Consider the following 14,792-nt stretch of genomic DNA (forward strand, 5'->3'; position numbering starts at 1 on the left):
CTCCATGCCCGCCCGCCCGGGCCGGCGGGCGCGCCGGGGCCGCCCCGTCGCGGCCCGCCGCCCCCCGCCCCCCCCCCCCCCGCTCCCACATACGATCCCATTCCAATTCTGATAATTCTTTTGGCGAAGAAAAACCTACAGCCCCTGACTCCCACGAATCAGTTCATAAGCCCGGCGTGCCAGCGGGTTGACCGTGTTTGGCCTGATCCACAGATGGTAGGTCACGTCCGGCAGGCGCGGCAGACCGTCGTTTTCACCCAGTACGCGCATGTCCGGGCCGAGCATTTCCATGCTTCGTGCCGTCACACCCAGTCCCGCGCGAGTGGCGGCCTTGACGCCGATCAGGTTGGATGCCAGATACGCCTGACGCCAGGGGATATTGGCGCGCTCAAGGGCTTCCAGCGCATAACGTCGGTAAATGCTCGGCTCATCTATCAGGATGAGCGGCAGCGGCTCGCCCGGCTCGTGAATGTACCCTGCAGAACAGATCCACCAGACCGGCGACGTGCGCAAGGCAAAGCCTTCAAGGTCCGGATCTTCGCGAGTGGAAATGACCAGGTCCACCTTGCCGCGATGTAGATCATCCATCAGAAACGGGCTGCGGCCGACGTCGATTTCCAGCCGAAGACGCGGTGCCGAGCGTGCGATGTGGCTGAGAATCGGCGGCAAAATCGTATCGGCGATATCGTGAGGTGAGCCTATGCGCAGCACGCCACTCAGGCTGTCTTCGCGCAGGGAATTGAGCGCTTCGTCATTGAGCGACAACATTTGCCGGGCATGACGCAACAACTGGCGACCTGGCTCGGTGAGCTGTTTCTGGCGGCCCTGTTTCTGGAACAGACTGACTCCCACTTGCTGCTCCAGACGCTGCATGTGCTGGGTCACGGATGATTGTGTACGTGCCAGTCGGGCTCCGGCTTCAGCGAAGCTGTTGTGGTCAACCACGGCAATGAAAGTGCGCAGCAATTCCAGATCAAGTGTCGTGTTGGGCGGATGGTTCAGCATGGGGATATGGCTCGATTCATATCAATCAGACAGCTCAATACATTACGTATTTTTATGTAATGTCGGTCAGTGTTTTTTAGAAACCTCATAAGGGGCCCGTTTTACGAGCTTATAGCTTTTTTGTTTGAAGCTGGAATACAGAAAGTTATAACCATATTTGATATTTGAATTTCCGTTAATCGTTGCCGCTACCTAGGATGCCCACACATCAGGTCGGGGTACGCCGACCATTAACAGGGAATGATTATGCCGACCACTCGCACGCCAGTTTCTCGTTTTATACCCGTCATGCTGAGCGCTCTGGTTTCGTTCGCGGTCAGCGGCCTGGCCCAGGCCGATGCAACGCTGGACAAAATTGAAGCCCGGCACAAGGTCGTGGTGGGGGTTCTGCTTTCCGGTGGGCCGTTCGGTTCTATCGATCCGTCCAGCCAGAAGCCAAAAGGGCTGAACGTCGATCTGGCCGAAGACATCGGCCGTCGTCTGGGCGCAGAAGTCGAACTGGTGCCGGTCCTGCCCGCCAACCGCTTGCAGTTCCTGCAGCAGGGCAAGGTGGATCTGTTGATCGCCAATATGGAATGGACCGCTGAGCGTGGGCAGATTCTGGGTTCGGTGCCGACGCCTTTCTATCGGGTTGGCGGTACGGCAGCGGTGCTGAAAGACAGCAAGATCAATACCTGGCAAGACCTCAAAGGTCAGCCGGTGTGCACCTCCCAAGGCAGCAGCTACGTCAAGCCGCTCACTGAGTTTGGTGCTGAGCTCAAGGCGTTCAAAAGCTCCTCGGAATCGCTACTGGCGCTGCGTGGCAACAACTGCGTAGCCGCGGTTCATGACTCCACCCTGATCAATCCGTTGTTGGCCAGCAATCCTGAGTGGAAGGACTACCGCGCTATCGCGCCAGAACTCAATCCCGCACCGTCCGTGATCTGGACCCGTCAGGGCGAAACCGACACCCAGGCCAAACTGGACGGCATCGTCAAGGACTGGCACCGCACCGGCTTTCTGATCGAGGCCGAGAAGCGCCACAACATCACCCCGGCATCGCCTGCGCTGGTTGAGCTGCATGCGCAGTTCAAGGGGTAACGATTCGATTTGTTGATCCTTTGTGGGAGCGAGGCTTGCCCGCGATGCATGAGACGCGGATGGAAGAGACACCGCGTTATCGTTTATCGCGGGCAAGCACCGCTCCCACAGGATGCACTATTCCAAATGACCGACTTCGGTTACCAAGGAAACACCCATGAACACCTTCTTCACCCGCAAAACCCTCACAGCCCTCGGGCTGGTGCTCTGCGCCGGGCTTGCCCATGCCGACGCGACACTGGACAAGATTCAGCAGCGTCACAAGATCAGCATCGGTGTGATTCTCAGCGGCCCGCCATTCGGCACTATTGACCCAGCCACCGGCGCGCATCAGGGCTACAACGTCGAACTGGCCAAAGGCATTGCCAAACAGTTGGGCGTCGAGCTGGAAACCGTCTCCGTGCTGGCCCCCAATCGTGTGCAATTCCTGCAGCAGGGCAAGGTTGATCTGCTGATCGCCAACATGCAGTACACCGATGAGCGTGCCGGGATTCTCGATTACGTGCCCACGCCTTATGAAGAAGTCGGCGGTGCAGCACTGATTCGCAAAGACGCGGGAATCAGCAAGTGGGAGGACCTCAAGGGCAAGCCGGTGTGCGTGTCCCAGGGCAGCAACTTTATCAAACCATTGCAGGAAACCTACGGCGCGCAAATCAAGGCGTTCCGCAGCCAGTCCGAATCGCTGTTGTCGTTGCGCGGCAACGGTTGTGTTGCGGCAGTCCATGTCAGCCCCACCATGCATGCACTGCTCGGCGAAGAGGAGTGGGCTGATTACTCAACCCCTTTGCCTACCGACCTGATCCCGTCCAACTCGGTGATCTGGATCCGCAAGGGCGAACATGACGTGCAAGCCAGACTCGACGCCATTGTGCGTGACTGGCACCGCAGCGGCTGGTTGATCGAAGTCGGCGAACGCACCGGGATGGCACCTTCCCAGGCCTTGCGCGACCTGCACGAGAAATTCCGTAACGCCGCACCGTTGGCCGTCAAGCAATGAGTGCAGCCCTGTTCGAGGCGTTGCAGCAACTGCTGGGCGCCAGCCATGTGCAGAGCGGTGAAGACGCCGTGCAGCAACTGACCGACAAGCAGGGCAGTTATGTCGGGCGGGCCGTGGCTATCGTGCATCCCGCCGATACCGAACAAGTCGCAGCGGTTGTGCGTTTGTGTGTTGCGCATCAAGCGCCGATTGTGGTGCAAGGCGGCAACACCGGGTTGATGGGCGCGGCGACACCCGATGCCAGTGGCACGGCAGTGCTGGTGTTGCTTGATCGTCTGAATCGGGTGCGAGAGGTGGATACCGATAACGACACTTTCACGGTTGAAGCCGGTTGCATCCTGCAAAACCTGCAGGAGGTGGCGCGCAATGTGGACCGTCTATTTCCGCTCAGCCTGGGTGCAGAGGGCAGTTGCACCATCGGCGGCAATCTGGGCACCAACGCAGGTGGCACCGCGGTGCTGCGTTATGGCAATACCCGAGAGTTGACGTTGGGTCTGGAAGTGGTGACCGCCGAAGGCAAAATCTGGCATGGCCTGCGCGGTTTGCGTAAGGACAACACCGGCTACGACCTGCGCGATCTGTACATTGGCAGCGAAGGCACCCTGGGCATTATCACGGCCGCGACCTTGAAACTGTTTCCTCTGCCCAAGGCTCAGGCGACAGCTTTCCTGGCCTTTGAGTCGCTGGCGCAGGCCGTGAGCTTCCTGTCCCATGCCCGCGCCGGATTTGGCGCAAGCCTGACGGCGTTCGAGTTGCTGACGGCTGATTGCCTGGCGTTGTTGCGCGAGCAGTTTCCGGACGGTCCAAAGCCTTTTTTCAACGCCGCGCAACCCTGGTTTGCGCTGTTGGAATTGTCCGATAACCACAGCGAAAGCCATGCCCGACAATCGTTTGAAGGGGTGTTGGGTGCTGCATTCGAAAGCGATTTGCTGGCCGATGCCCTGATCGCCGAAAGCCTCGCCCAGAGCGAAGCCCTGTGGTTGCTGCGCGAGAACATGAGTGACGCGCAGAAACGTGCCGGTCGCAACATGAAGCACGATATCTCTGTGCCGATCTCACGTGTGGTGGAGTTCGTTGCTCACACCGATGCTTTGCTGCAGGAACACTTTCCCGGCGTGCGCAACTTCACCTTCGGCCATCTGGGCGACGGCAACCTGCATTACAACGTGGCCCATCCGCTGGATTCGACGGTTGAGGCGCACATGGCCAATTACGCCGCCCTGAGTGCTCTGGTGCACGACAGTGTTCATGCCTTCGGCGGTTCGATCAGTGCCGAACATGGCATTGGTCAGCGCAAGTTGCAGATGCTCACTCACTACAAAAGCCCGGTAGAACTGGACCTGATGCGTCGCATCAAGCAGGCGCTGGACCCGAAAAACCTGCTCAACCCCGGCAAAGTTCTGGTGGTTGGCGAACAGGGAGAAGCGCCATGAGCGTGCGTCTGTCAAAGCGCGTGCAACGCGTCACGCTGTCGGCCAATGCTGCCGCCAAATCCCGTGTCACCGCCTTGCGTGAAGCGGGAGTCGATATTCTCGATCTGACAACGGGCGAGCCGGATTTCGATACCCCGGAACACATCAAACAGGCCGCCTGTGCGGCGATTGCGGCGGGCGACACCAAATACACGGCGACCCCCGGCGTAAAAGCCTTGCGCGATGCTGTGCAGCGCAAACTGCAGCGGGAAAATCGCCTGGACTACGCGCTACCTTCCATCGTGATCGCCAATGGCGCCAAGCAGATTATCTATAACGCCTTCGCTGCGACCCTGGATGACGGTGATGAAGTGCTGGTCCCTGTGCCGTACTGGCCGTCGTTTCCGGATAGCGTGCGTTTCAGCGGTGGCGAACCGGTCTTCATCGAATGCCCGTTGGAACAGGGCTGCAAACTGACGCCTGCCCAACTGGAAAACCACATCACCGAGCGCACCCGCTGGCTGATCCTCAATGGTCCCGGCAACCCAAGCGGCGCTGTCTACAGCGAAGCCGAGTTGCTGGCGCTGGCCGATGTATTGCGGCGCCATCCGCAGGTTCTGGTGTTGCTCGACGAGCTGTATGAACACATTCGGTTTGATGACCGTCAGGCGTTGAACCTGCTTAACGTCGCGCCTGACCTGCAATCACGCTGCTTGCTGGTGGGTGGAGTTTCCAAGACTTATGCCATGACCGGTTGGCGGATCGGCTTTGGCGCGGGTCCGCAAACACTGACGACCGCGATGACTGTCGTCCAGTCCCAGTCCACCTCCGGCGCATCGTCGGTCGGCCAAGCCGCGGCACTGGCGGCATTTGAAGGCGGCTTGGGTTTCCTGCCGGAACAGGTCGCCGCCTATCACCAGCGTCGTGATCTGCTGGTTGCAGCGTTGCGCGATGTGGACGGGTTGCAGGTGCTGGAACCGCAAGGCGGATTCTTTGTGTTTGTCCGCTGCGCCGGTTTGCTCGGTCGTTATCGTCCGGACGCCCAGCGCATTGATAGCGATGCCGATGTGGTCGACTGGTTGCTTGAGTCGGGCGTTGCGGGCGTGGCCGGAAGCGCTTATGGGCTGTCGCCATGGTTTCGGCTGTCGATTGCGACTGCAACGGCCAGTGTTGCCGAGGCCGGACGTCGCATCGCAGCGGCCTGCGCCCGCTTGCACAGCGAGGTCCCCGCATGAGTCATTGGCTGGAACTGTTCGTTCACTGGGCCGCCGGGTTCGGGCTCAACTACAACTTTTTGCTCGACGCCTATCAGCGCGGATCCATGGTGGACGGAGCGCTGACCACGCTGTTGCTGTGCGCATTCACCATCGTTGGCAGTTTGCTGGTCGGGGTGGTGTTGGCGGCGATGCTGACGTCGGGCAAAGCGTATCTGGCTACACCCGCACGGGTTTTCATTGAAGTGACCCGCAACACGCCGACGCTGGTGCAACTGTATTGCGCGTTCCTGGTGCTGAACATGTTGCTCACTCAAGCGGTCGGTGCGGCGAACCCGCTGACGCCGTTTGCCTGGGTGGTGATCGTGATTTCCCTGCACAAGGGCGCGTTCCATGCCGAAGCATTGCGCGCCGGTATTGAAGCGGTGCCGTCGGTGACCATGGAAGCCGCCAGCTCGCTGGCATTCAGCAGTCGTCAGTTGCTGTGGAATGTGCAACTGCCATTGGCGTTGCGGTTTGCCTTGCCATCACTGATCAACAACCTGATTGATCTGGTGAAGATGACCGCAGTGGCGTCGGCCATTGCCGTCGGCGATATCACCTACGCGGCAATCATGATCTGGACCCAGAGCGACAACGTGCTGGAGTTGATGATTCTGATTCTGTCGTTTTTCGGCTTGCTGAGTTTCGTCGTCAATTGTGTAGGCCGCGCCCTTGAAGCGCGCCTGAGGATGCCCGGTTATGGCCACTGATTCTTCCACTGTGGCGGTGCCGCTGGCCTGGCCGCGCCGCCATATGGGCAAGCTTGCGCTGCTCGTCGCTGCAGTTGCCTGGCTGATCCTCGCTGCGCCGCAAAGCCCGGTGTTCATGGCGTTGATGCAATGGTCGCCCGCGTTGGCCAAGGGCTTTGGACAGAACATTCTGATCAGTCTTGTCGCGATTGGCCTGGGCACCTTCGCCGGGCTGTTGATCGGTGCGCTGGCCTTGTCGCCTAGCTGGATATTGCGTCTGCCCGCGCGGATCTGGGTGCAGATTTTCCGCAATGCGCCCTGGCTGGTACTGATCTATTTCACCACGTACGTATTCCCGTTCGAGATTCATATCGGCAGCTCGTACATTTCGTTTCCCGACTGGGTCAAGGTCACCATCGGTCTGGCTTTGCCTGCCAGCGCCAACGTCGCGGAGATATTCCGTGGTGCGATTGGTTCGATCCCCAGCACCCAGTGGGAGGCCGCGCGTTCACTGGCGTTCACCCGCTGGCAGATCTTCACGTCGATCATGCTGCCGCAGTGCTTCAAGCGCATGTTGCCGCCGTGGATGAACCTCTATGCGGTCATCACTATGGGCACTGCGCTGGCTTCGCTGGTGGGGGTGCATGACGTCATCGATACGGCGCAGATCGCCAGTAATACCGTGAATCAGACCGGGTTCACGGTGCTGATTTACCTGAGCCTGTTGGCGTTGTTTTTCGCCTACTGCTATCCGATTTCCCGTTTGACTCAACGTCTGGAGCGCCGTTATGCCTTCTACTGATATAGCGTCCAGCCCTCTGGTCAGCCTGCGCGATCTGCATTTGTCGTTCGGTACCAATCACGTGCTCAAAGGTATCGACCTGGAAGTGCAACGAGGTCAGGCAGTGTCGATCATCGGCCCTTCAGGCTCGGGCAAATCGACCATCCTGCGTTGCATTACCGGTTTGCTACAGACCCAGCGCGGCACCATCCAGGTTGGTGCGACTGAGGTCAACAAGCTGGCCACCGAGGCCGACCGCATCGAGCTGCGCAAACGGGTTGGCTTCGTTTTTCAGCAATACAACCTGTTCCCGCATTTGTCGGTACTGGAAAACCTGGTCATTGCCCCGCGCAAAGTGCTGGGTGTCAGCCGTGCCGAGGCCGAGCAACAGGCTCGCGCGCTGCTGGCCAAGGTTCGCATGGAACACAAGGCGGATGCTTATCCCGGTCAATTGTCCGGCGGTCAGCAGCAGCGTGTGGCGATTGCCCGGGCGTTGGCCATGCGGCCTGAACTGATCCTGTTTGATGAAGTGACCTCGGCCCTGGACCCGGAAACGGTCGGCGAAGTGCTGACCGTGATCCGTGAGCTGACGGAGGAGGGCATGACCTGCGTGCTGGTCACCCACGAAATGCGCTTCGCGGAAGAAATCAGCGACGTGGTGTATTTCACCGAGAACGGCCTGATCGTTGAGCACGGCAGCGCCGAGCAGATTTTCCAGCGGCCGGTGAGCGAGCGTACCCAGGAGTTTCTGCGTCATGCACTGGGTGATTCCGGTCGACGTCCGGCGGCACAGAATGACCCGTATGTGTTGAGCAATCTGAGCCGGTACAGCATTTCTGTTTGAGGCTGTAAGAGGAACCCCAAACTGTTTTGATTTGAAATTCTTTTCCAGGTGGGAGCTGGGCTTGCCCGCGATATGCGTTGCCTGTATAGCGGGCAAGCCCGGCTCCCACAGGGGAAACATTTCAGTTCAAGAGTTAACCCAGGAGTATTTATGACCATTGAAAACCGTGCCGAAGCCATCGAAACCCTTTTGCAGCAAGTGCGTGTGATCAACGACCGCGGCGTAGACCGGGCGGCGTTGCAGGAAATCATCGCATTGCTGGAAGGCCTTGCCACTCGCCATGACCTGTTCAACTTCGACACGTTTCCCTCGCCGGTGCCGGGCGCGGGTTCAACGGCTTTTCGCTATCGTTTGAACGACGACGGTAATACGCCAACGCTGTACATGAACTCGCTGCTGCCCGGTAAAAAAACCTTGCCTCACAACCATGAGACGTGGGCAGTGATCGTTGCTGTGCAAGGTCAGGAAATCAACTACGTCTGGGGCCGCACCGACGACGGCAGCAACCCGGAGTACGCCAGACTTGAGCTGGAAAAAGAAGTCGTGGTGCAGCCAGGTACACCGATAGGTTTTCTCGGCGAAGACCTGCACGGCATTCGCGTCGAGGGCGAAACGCCGACCCTGCATTTCCATTTATATGGCCGCCCGCTGGAGTCGTTGAACGGCCGGTTTGGCGTGAACGAAGAGGGCCGCGTGCTGAATTACAACGCCTCGCAGATGGAACCTTCGATCAAGGCTTACGCGTGATTGATGTGCTCCGTCTGCGTGCCTGTGGCAGGGCTGGGGTAATCGGTTAACCGGCAGTTGGTTTGTGCGATAAATAATGGCGCGGTGTGACTTATATCCACGTTTCATCTATCGCGGGCAAGCACCGCTCCCACAGGTCCTCTGCTCACTCGAGAGCAGCACCGCTCCAACAGGTCCTGCATCAATACAACAATTTGTGAGATTCCATGAGCCAAACCATCACACCAGCGCAACTGCAACAGTGGCTTTTCGACGGGCAGGAAATTGCCCTGTTTGATGTGCGCGAGCACGGTCATTACGGCGAGGCGCATTTGTTCCATGGGCAGAATCTGCCCTACAGCCGTCTGGAAATCGAAGCGCCGCGTCTGGCGCCCAATCCAGCTGTGCGTCTGGTGATTTATGACCAGACCGGCAGTGACGTCGCTCCACGCGCTGCCGCTCGTCTTGCCGCGCTGGGTTATCAGCAGGTATCTATCCTGCAAGGCGGCGCCGATGGCTGGCAGGCGGCGGGTTTGCAGCTGTTTGCCGGTGTGCACGTGCCGTCCAAGGCATTTGGCGAACTGGTGGAAGAGGCCAGTCATACGCCGCACATAAGCGCCAACGAACTGGCCCAATGGCAGGCTCGTGGCGAGCCGTTGCTGGTGCTCGACGGTCGGCCATTCGACGAATACCGCAAGATGACCATTCCCGGCTCCATCTGCTGCCCTAATGGCGAACTGGGCTATCGGCTGCCTGCGCTGATTAACGACGAAACCACACCGATTGTCGTGAACTGCGCGGGTCGCACCCGTAGCATCATCGGTGCACAGACGCTCATCGATCTGGGCGTGAAAAACCCGGTCTACGCCCTGGAAAATGGCACTCAAGGCTGGTACCTCGCTGACCTGCAACTGGAACATGGCAGCGCTCGGCGGTATCCTGATCACGTTGCGGTGGAATCCCTCGGCAAACAGCGCGAAGCCGCTCAGGCACTGGCGCAAAAAGCCGGTGTAGAAACGGTCAGCGCCGATCAGGTTGCCAGATGGGCGGAAGATCAAAGCCGCAGTCTGTTCCTGTGTGACGTGCGCACTGCTGAAGAGTTTGCTGCGGCGACATTGCCGGGTGCGCAACATACTCCGGGCGGGCAGTTGATTCAGTCCACTGACCTGTACATCGGCGTGCGCCATGCGCGCATCGTGCTGATCGATTCCGACGGCATCCGTGCGCCAATCGTCGCTGGCTGGCTGCGTCAGTTGGGGCATCAGGCTTATGTGCTGGCGGACGGCATCAGCAGTGGTCTGGCGCTGCCCGTCGCGCCGGGCCTGAACGCTTCGCTGTTGACAACCATCAAGGCAACGGCTGCATTCGATGCCTTCAAGGATGACGCCATTGCCCTTGTTGATTTGCGCCCAAGTACTAGCTTTCGCAAGGCGCACGTCGAGGGCTCGCGCTGGTCGATTCGTCCGCTGCTGGCGAACGCGGTGGCTGATGAAGGGCGACCACTGGTGTTACTGGCCGACAGCCCGGAAGTCGCACAGCTGGCTGTGCTGGAATTGCCTGAGGCGCAACGCGCAAACGTTCGGTTACTGGAGGGTGGTTTGGCGGCCTGGCAAGCAGCGGGCTTGCCGCTGGTAGATAACGCCGCAGCGCTGGCCGACGCGCAGTGCATCGACTTCCTGTTTTTTACCCACGACCGGCACTCCGGCAACAAGGACGCCGCACGTCAGTATCTGGCCTGGGAAATCGGCTTGCTGGCGCAAATGACAGAACAGGAAATCAACAGCCTGAAGCCTTTGCACGCAAAAAAGCCTGAGCGCCCGTCCACAGCCTCTGACGTGCGGACACGGCTGATTCACGCCGCGCGTACTGAAAAAGGCAGCGGCGGGCGCGCCGTCAATGTTCCGGTCACACGAATGAGCACCGTGCTGTTCGACAGCCTCAGTCAGATGCGCGACATCCGTAAGCGTCGCGACACGGAGCGCGTTCTGAGCTACGGCGCGCGGGGCAACCCTACCGGTTTCGCGCTGGAAGACCTGGTCACCGAGCTGGAGGGTGGATATCGCACCAAGCTGTTCTCGACAGGTCTCGCAGCTGCGGCGCAAACCTTTCTGGCCTATCTGCGTCCCGGCGATCATGTACTGCTCACTGACGCGGTCTATGGCCCGGTACGCAGGCTGGCCGCGGAGTTTCTCACCCCTTTCGGTATCGAGGTCGGTTACTTCCCGGCCGATGGGCGCGGGCTGGAAGGTCTGCTGCAAGCCAACACCAGAATGGTTTACGCCGAAGTGCCGGGTTCGTTGCTCTACGAACTGTGCGATCTGCCAGCCATTGCGGCGCTGTGCAAACCCCGGAGCATTCTGTTGGCGGTGGACAACACCTGGGGTTCGGGCTACCTGTATCGGCCACTGACGCTGGGTGCCGATATCTCGATCATGGCGTTGACCAAGTACATTTGCGGCCACAGCGATGTGGTGATGGGCAGCGTTTGCACGCGCGAAGAGGTGTGGCCCGCTTTGGGACGGATGAGCGAAACCTTCGGCAACACCGTCAGCCCGGACGATGCTTATCTGGTGTTGCGCGGCGCCCGGACACTGGCTTCGCGGCTGGATGTGCACGAGCGTCAGGCGCTGGAAATTGCCCACTGGCTACAGGGGCAGCCTCTGGTCAAGAAGGTCTTCCATCCGGCGCTGGTCGGGCATCCGCATCACGCGTTGTTCAAGCGCGACTTCAGTGGCAGCAATGGCTTGTTGTCGTTCGAACTGGTGAATGCCGATCCGGCTCAACTGGACCTTTTCATCGGCGCCTTGAGTCTGTTCGGACTGGGCGCCTCGTGGGGCGGTTACGAGAGCTTGATTACCGTCGCTGATCTGAGTGATCGGAAGAATCTGGCAGACAAAGCGCTGAACCCGGTGCTGCGCTTGCACATTGGTCTGGAAGATGTGGCAGCGCTGATCGAGGATCTGCAAAAGGGCTTTGTTGCTATTGGAGGACAGTGAACATAAATGTTATTTTATAACATTTAGATTGAGCGCTATGTAATACTGTAACGAATCGTTGCAGGTTACTGATTCATGAAAGCTCCCCGTGTTCCGTCCATCGCCGGTTCGGTCCTCGCCCAGTCGGCATGGAAGCGAGTCGTGCTCGCCCTGAGCATGCTGATATTTCTGTGGCTAGCCATCGTCTGGGCGGTGGCCATTCCATGAGCGCCGCTATTTCCCTCAAAAATCTCACCGTTGCCTACGAACGGCGGGCTGCGGTGCATCACCTTAATGGGTGCTTCGAGGCCGGTAGCCTGACGGCGATTGTCGGGCCTAACGGCGCGGGCAAATCGACCTTGATCAAAGCTATCGCGGGCACCCTGAAACCGGCGGTAGGACGGGTCGACCGCGGCAATCTGGCGACCAAAACCCTCGGTTATCTGCCCCAGGCAGCGGAGATCGACCGCAGCTTTCCACTGAGTGTCGCGGACACCGTTGCCATGGGTGCGTGGCGCAGCATCGGCGCATTCCGTGGGTTGACTCGCGACCTGGCGAAACGCACCCAGGAATCACTGCAAGCCGTCGGGCTGGAAGGTTTTGAGTCACGTAGCATTGGCTCACTGTCGTCCGGGCAGTTTCAGCGAGTGCTGTTCGCCCGGCTATTGCTGCAGGACGCTGCGGTCATCCTGCTCGACGAACCTTTCACCGCGATTGACGCACGCACCACACGGGATCTGCTGGAACTGGTCCGGGTCTGGCACGGGCAGGGCAGAACCGTCATCGCGGTGCTGCATGACATCGATCAGGTCCGGCAGCACTTTCCGCAAACCCTGTTAATGGCCCGGGAAGCCATTGCCTGGGGTGCGACTGCCGACGTGCTCAACGTCGAAAATCTGCGCAAGGCACGCAACATGGCCGAGTTCTGGGGTGCAGATGCGGAGTTGTGTGGGGAGAAGGCTCTGTGATGAACCTGATACCACGAATCCCTGTTGTGAATGCGGAGTCTGTGGGAGCTGGGCTTGCCCGCGATAAGGCTGGATGCGATTCAGGACACATCGCGTCGTCCTTATCGCGGGCAAGCCTCGCTCCCACAGGGCATCGGATTCCAGCCAGCGATTTGTGTTGCCGCTGGGGATCACTCTCATGACCCTCTACACCCTGTTAATAGAACCCTTCATCGAGTTCGGCTTCATGCGCCGTGCCCTGGTGGCTTGTCTGGCGCTGGGCATTGGCTCGGGACCGGTGGGCGTTTTGTTGATGCTGCGGCGCATGAGTCTGGTGGGCGATGCCATGAGTCATGCGGTGTTGCCAGGCGCCGCACTGGGCTTTCTGTTTTTTGGTTTGTCGCTGCCTGCCATGGGCATCGGCGGCTTGATCGCAGGTCTGGCGGTCGCGCTGTTGTCGGGACTGGTCAGCCGTTTGACGACGCTGCGTGAGGACGCCAGTTTTGCCAGCTTCTATCTCACCTCACTGGCAGCCGGGGTGATGATCGTTTCCCTGCACGGCTCCAACGTCGATCTGTTGCATGTGCTGTTCGGCACCATTCTGGCTATCGATGCCGACGCGATCTACATGGTCGGCGGCATCGCTTCGTTCACGGTGATTCTGCTCGCACTGATTTATCGGCCACTGGTTCTGGAATGTTTTGACCCCGGATTCCTGCGGGCCGTCGGCGGGCGTGGCTCCCTGTATCACGTACTTTTTCTGCTGTTAGTGGTGCTCAATCTGGTGGCGGGCTTTCAGGCGCTGGGCACCTTGATGGCGGTCGGCATGATGATGCTCCCGGCTACGGCGGCGCGTTTCTGGGCCACTTCATTGAGCGCGCTGGTGGCGATCTCGACGCTGGTTGCCACTTTGTCAGGGCTGATCGGATTGATCATTTCCTACCACATGGGTGTTGCCTCAGGGCCTGCCATCGTCCTGACCGCCAGCGCTTTCTATGGCTTTTCTCTGTTGTTCGGCCGCACGGGCATCCTGCGCGGCCTGTTTCCGCAATCCCACCTGACCCACTGATTTCAAGAGGAACGTCATGAAACGATCAATGCTGTTGAGTTCGATGGCAGCCCTTGTGCTGTCCGCGTTTAGCGTTCTGGCCCAGGCCAAACCGTTGGAAGCCGTCGCTTCATTCACCGTCATTGCCGACATGGTGCAGAACGTTGGCGGCGAGCGGGTACATGTCACGTCGCTGATCGGCCCCAACGGCGATCCGCATGTCTACGAGCCCAGCCCGGCTGACGCCCAAGCGTTGAAGAAGGCCGATCTGGCCTTTGTCAGCGGCTTGCATCTGGAAGGCTGGATGGATCGGTTGATCAAGGCATCAGGCTACAAAGGTGAGCCTGTGGTGCTGTCCAACGGGATCAAGACCCGCAGTATGGAAGAGGATGGCGAACGCATCACTGATCCCCACGCCTGGAACAGCGCCGCCAATGCGGTGATCTACGTGCGCAATATCGTTGCCGCGCTGGAAAAAGCCGATCCGGCGGGCGCGAGTCTTTATAAGGCCAATGGCGAGCGCTACACCCAGCAGCTTCAAGCGCTGGACAGCTATGCGAGGACACAAATCCAGTCGATCCCTGTGGCGCAACGCAAAGTGCTGACTTCCCATGATGCGTTTGGCTACTTTGGCGATGCGTATGGTGTGACGTTCCTGTCGCCTCTGGGATTCTCGACCGAATCTGAAGCGTCGGCGGCAGATGTGGGCAAATTGATCCGGCAGATCAAGGCCGAGCACGTCAGTGCGTACTTCTTCGAGAACTCCGGTGATCCGCGCTTGGTGAAACAGATCGCCGATGCCAGCGGTGCCAAGCCCGGTGGCGAGTTATATGTGGAAGCGCTGTCGCCAGCCAATGGGCCAGCGGCCAGCTATGTGCAAATGTTCAAGTACAACGTTGACCAGTTGGTCGCGGCGATGCGGGGTAAGTAATTCTATTGAAATGCATGTTCTGTAGGAGTCGCCCCGGTGTCCCTGACACCACGCTGTCGCGCAGCAAACACGGACCCTGTAGGAGCGCGCTTGCCCGCGAT

14 protein-coding genes are annotated in these 14,792 nt (G+C 59.4%); 13 read left to right on the forward strand and 1 reads right to left on the reverse strand.

Translation table 11 applies throughout. The features are described from left to right. Positions 1–135: 135 nt before the first annotated feature. Positions 136–1,005 (reverse strand): LysR substrate-binding domain-containing protein, encoded by an 870-nt coding sequence (locus tag RX972_RS26640; protein ID WP_231678145.1) that lies wholly within the window; start codon positions 1,003–1,005, stop codon positions 136–138. 246 nt (positions 1,006–1,251) lie between these two features. Between RX972_RS26640 and RX972_RS26645 the strand changes: the two genes are divergently transcribed. The 13 genes from RX972_RS26645 to RX972_RS26705 all read left to right on the forward strand — a co-directional run bounded on the left by RX972_RS26645 (position 1,252) and on the right by RX972_RS26705 (position 14,691). Continuing rightward, positions 1,252–2,085 (forward strand): transporter substrate-binding domain-containing protein, encoded by an 834-nt coding sequence (locus RX972_RS26645; protein WP_316879933.1) that lies wholly within the window; start codon positions 1,252–1,254, stop codon positions 2,083–2,085. 157 nt (positions 2,086–2,242) lie between these two features. Next, entirely contained in the window at positions 2,243–3,082 is an 840-nt protein-coding gene (locus RX972_RS26650; RefSeq protein WP_122704159.1) for a transporter substrate-binding domain-containing protein, read from the forward strand. Then, positions 3,079–4,515: an FAD-binding oxidoreductase gene (locus tag RX972_RS26655; RefSeq protein ID WP_316879937.1), complete on the forward strand. Its 1,437-nt coding sequence runs from the start codon at positions 3,079–3,081 to the stop codon at positions 4,513–4,515. Before RX972_RS26650 ends, RX972_RS26655 begins: the two co-directional genes overlap by 4 nt. Next, positions 4,512–5,729, forward strand: coding sequence for an aminotransferase class I/II-fold pyridoxal phosphate-dependent enzyme (locus tag RX972_RS26660; protein ID WP_231678148.1), 1,218 nt, complete (start codon positions 4,512–4,514; stop codon positions 5,727–5,729). The genes RX972_RS26655 and RX972_RS26660 overlap by 4 nt, the downstream gene beginning before the upstream one ends. After that, positions 5,726–6,460 (forward strand): amino acid ABC transporter permease, encoded by a 735-nt coding sequence (locus tag RX972_RS26665; RefSeq protein ID WP_099269330.1) that lies wholly within the window; start codon positions 5,726–5,728, stop codon positions 6,458–6,460. Before RX972_RS26660 ends, RX972_RS26665 begins: the two co-directional genes overlap by 4 nt. Then, the gene (locus RX972_RS26670) at positions 6,450–7,241 is read left to right on the forward strand and encodes an amino acid ABC transporter permease (protein WP_316879942.1); all 792 of its coding nucleotides are present in this window, start codon (positions 6,450–6,452) and stop codon (positions 7,239–7,241) included. The genes RX972_RS26665 and RX972_RS26670 overlap by 11 nt, the downstream gene beginning before the upstream one ends. Then, entirely contained in the window at positions 7,228–8,064 is an 837-nt protein-coding gene (locus RX972_RS26675) for an amino acid ABC transporter ATP-binding protein (protein WP_316879944.1), read from the forward strand. The genes RX972_RS26670 and RX972_RS26675 overlap by 14 nt, the downstream gene beginning before the upstream one ends. A gap of 150 nt (positions 8,065–8,214) precedes the next feature. Beyond that, positions 8,215–8,811, forward strand: coding sequence for a cysteine dioxygenase (locus RX972_RS26680; protein WP_316879946.1), 597 nt, complete (start codon positions 8,215–8,217; stop codon positions 8,809–8,811). 206 nt (positions 8,812–9,017) lie between these two features. Further along, positions 9,018–11,786: a cystathionine beta-lyase gene (gene metC / locus RX972_RS26685; protein ID WP_316879948.1), complete on the forward strand. Its 2,769-nt coding sequence runs from the start codon at positions 9,018–9,020 to the stop codon at positions 11,784–11,786. 75 nt (positions 11,787–11,861) lie between these two features. Then, positions 11,862–11,993: a hypothetical protein gene (locus tag RX972_RS26690; RefSeq protein ID WP_255878800.1), complete on the forward strand. Its 132-nt coding sequence runs from the start codon at positions 11,862–11,864 to the stop codon at positions 11,991–11,993. Next, a complete protein-coding gene (locus tag RX972_RS26695) occupies positions 11,990–12,733 on the forward strand; it encodes a metal ABC transporter ATP-binding protein (protein ID WP_316879950.1) in 744 nt (247 codons plus the stop codon). The genes RX972_RS26690 and RX972_RS26695 overlap by 4 nt, the downstream gene beginning before the upstream one ends. A gap of 178 nt (positions 12,734–12,911) precedes the next feature. Further along, positions 12,912–13,781, forward strand: a complete 870-nt coding sequence (locus tag RX972_RS26700; protein ID WP_027902015.1) for a metal ABC transporter permease — start codon at positions 12,912–12,914, stop codon at positions 13,779–13,781. Positions 13,782–13,797: 16 nt separating this feature from the next. Further along, complete coding sequence (locus tag RX972_RS26705; protein ID WP_316879953.1) at positions 13,798–14,691, forward strand: metal ABC transporter substrate-binding protein; 894 nt, start codon at positions 13,798–13,800, stop codon at positions 14,689–14,691. Positions 14,692–14,792: the final 101 nt, after the last annotated feature.

The sequence above is a fragment of the Pseudomonas syringae group sp. J309-1 genome (assembly GCF_032582135.1).
GTDB classification, from domain to species: domain Bacteria; phylum Pseudomonadota; class Gammaproteobacteria; order Pseudomonadales; family Pseudomonadaceae; genus Aquipseudomonas; species Aquipseudomonas quasicaspiana.

Coding starts and splice junctions, on each gene's coding strand:
- metC (WP_316879948.1), top strand. CDS start 9,018: ATGAGCCAAACCATCACACCAGCGCAACTGCAACAGTGGCTTTTCGAC.
- RX972_RS26675 (WP_316879944.1), top strand. CDS start 7,228: ATGCCTTCTACTGATATAGCGTCCAGCCCTCTGGTCAGCCTGCGCGAT.
- RX972_RS26640 (WP_231678145.1), bottom strand. CDS start 1,005: ATGCTGAACCATCCGCCCAACACGACACTTGATCTGGAATTGCTGCGC.
- RX972_RS26650 (WP_122704159.1), top strand. CDS start 2,243: ATGAACACCTTCTTCACCCGCAAAACCCTCACAGCCCTCGGGCTGGTG.
- RX972_RS26690 (WP_255878800.1), top strand. CDS start 11,862: ATGAAAGCTCCCCGTGTTCCGTCCATCGCCGGTTCGGTCCTCGCCCAG.
- RX972_RS26665 (WP_099269330.1), top strand. CDS start 5,726: ATGAGTCATTGGCTGGAACTGTTCGTTCACTGGGCCGCCGGGTTCGGG.
- RX972_RS26645 (WP_316879933.1), top strand. CDS start 1,252: ATGCCGACCACTCGCACGCCAGTTTCTCGTTTTATACCCGTCATGCTG.
- RX972_RS26655 (WP_316879937.1), top strand. CDS start 3,079: ATGAGTGCAGCCCTGTTCGAGGCGTTGCAGCAACTGCTGGGCGCCAGC.
- RX972_RS26695 (WP_316879950.1), top strand. CDS start 11,990: ATGAGCGCCGCTATTTCCCTCAAAAATCTCACCGTTGCCTACGAACGG.
- RX972_RS26680 (WP_316879946.1), top strand. CDS start 8,215: ATGACCATTGAAAACCGTGCCGAAGCCATCGAAACCCTTTTGCAGCAA.
- RX972_RS26700 (WP_027902015.1), top strand. CDS start 12,912: ATGACCCTCTACACCCTGTTAATAGAACCCTTCATCGAGTTCGGCTTC.
- RX972_RS26660 (WP_231678148.1), top strand. CDS start 4,512: ATGAGCGTGCGTCTGTCAAAGCGCGTGCAACGCGTCACGCTGTCGGCC.
- RX972_RS26705 (WP_316879953.1), top strand. CDS start 13,798: ATGAAACGATCAATGCTGTTGAGTTCGATGGCAGCCCTTGTGCTGTCC.
- RX972_RS26670 (WP_316879942.1), top strand. CDS start 6,450: ATGGCCACTGATTCTTCCACTGTGGCGGTGCCGCTGGCCTGGCCGCGC.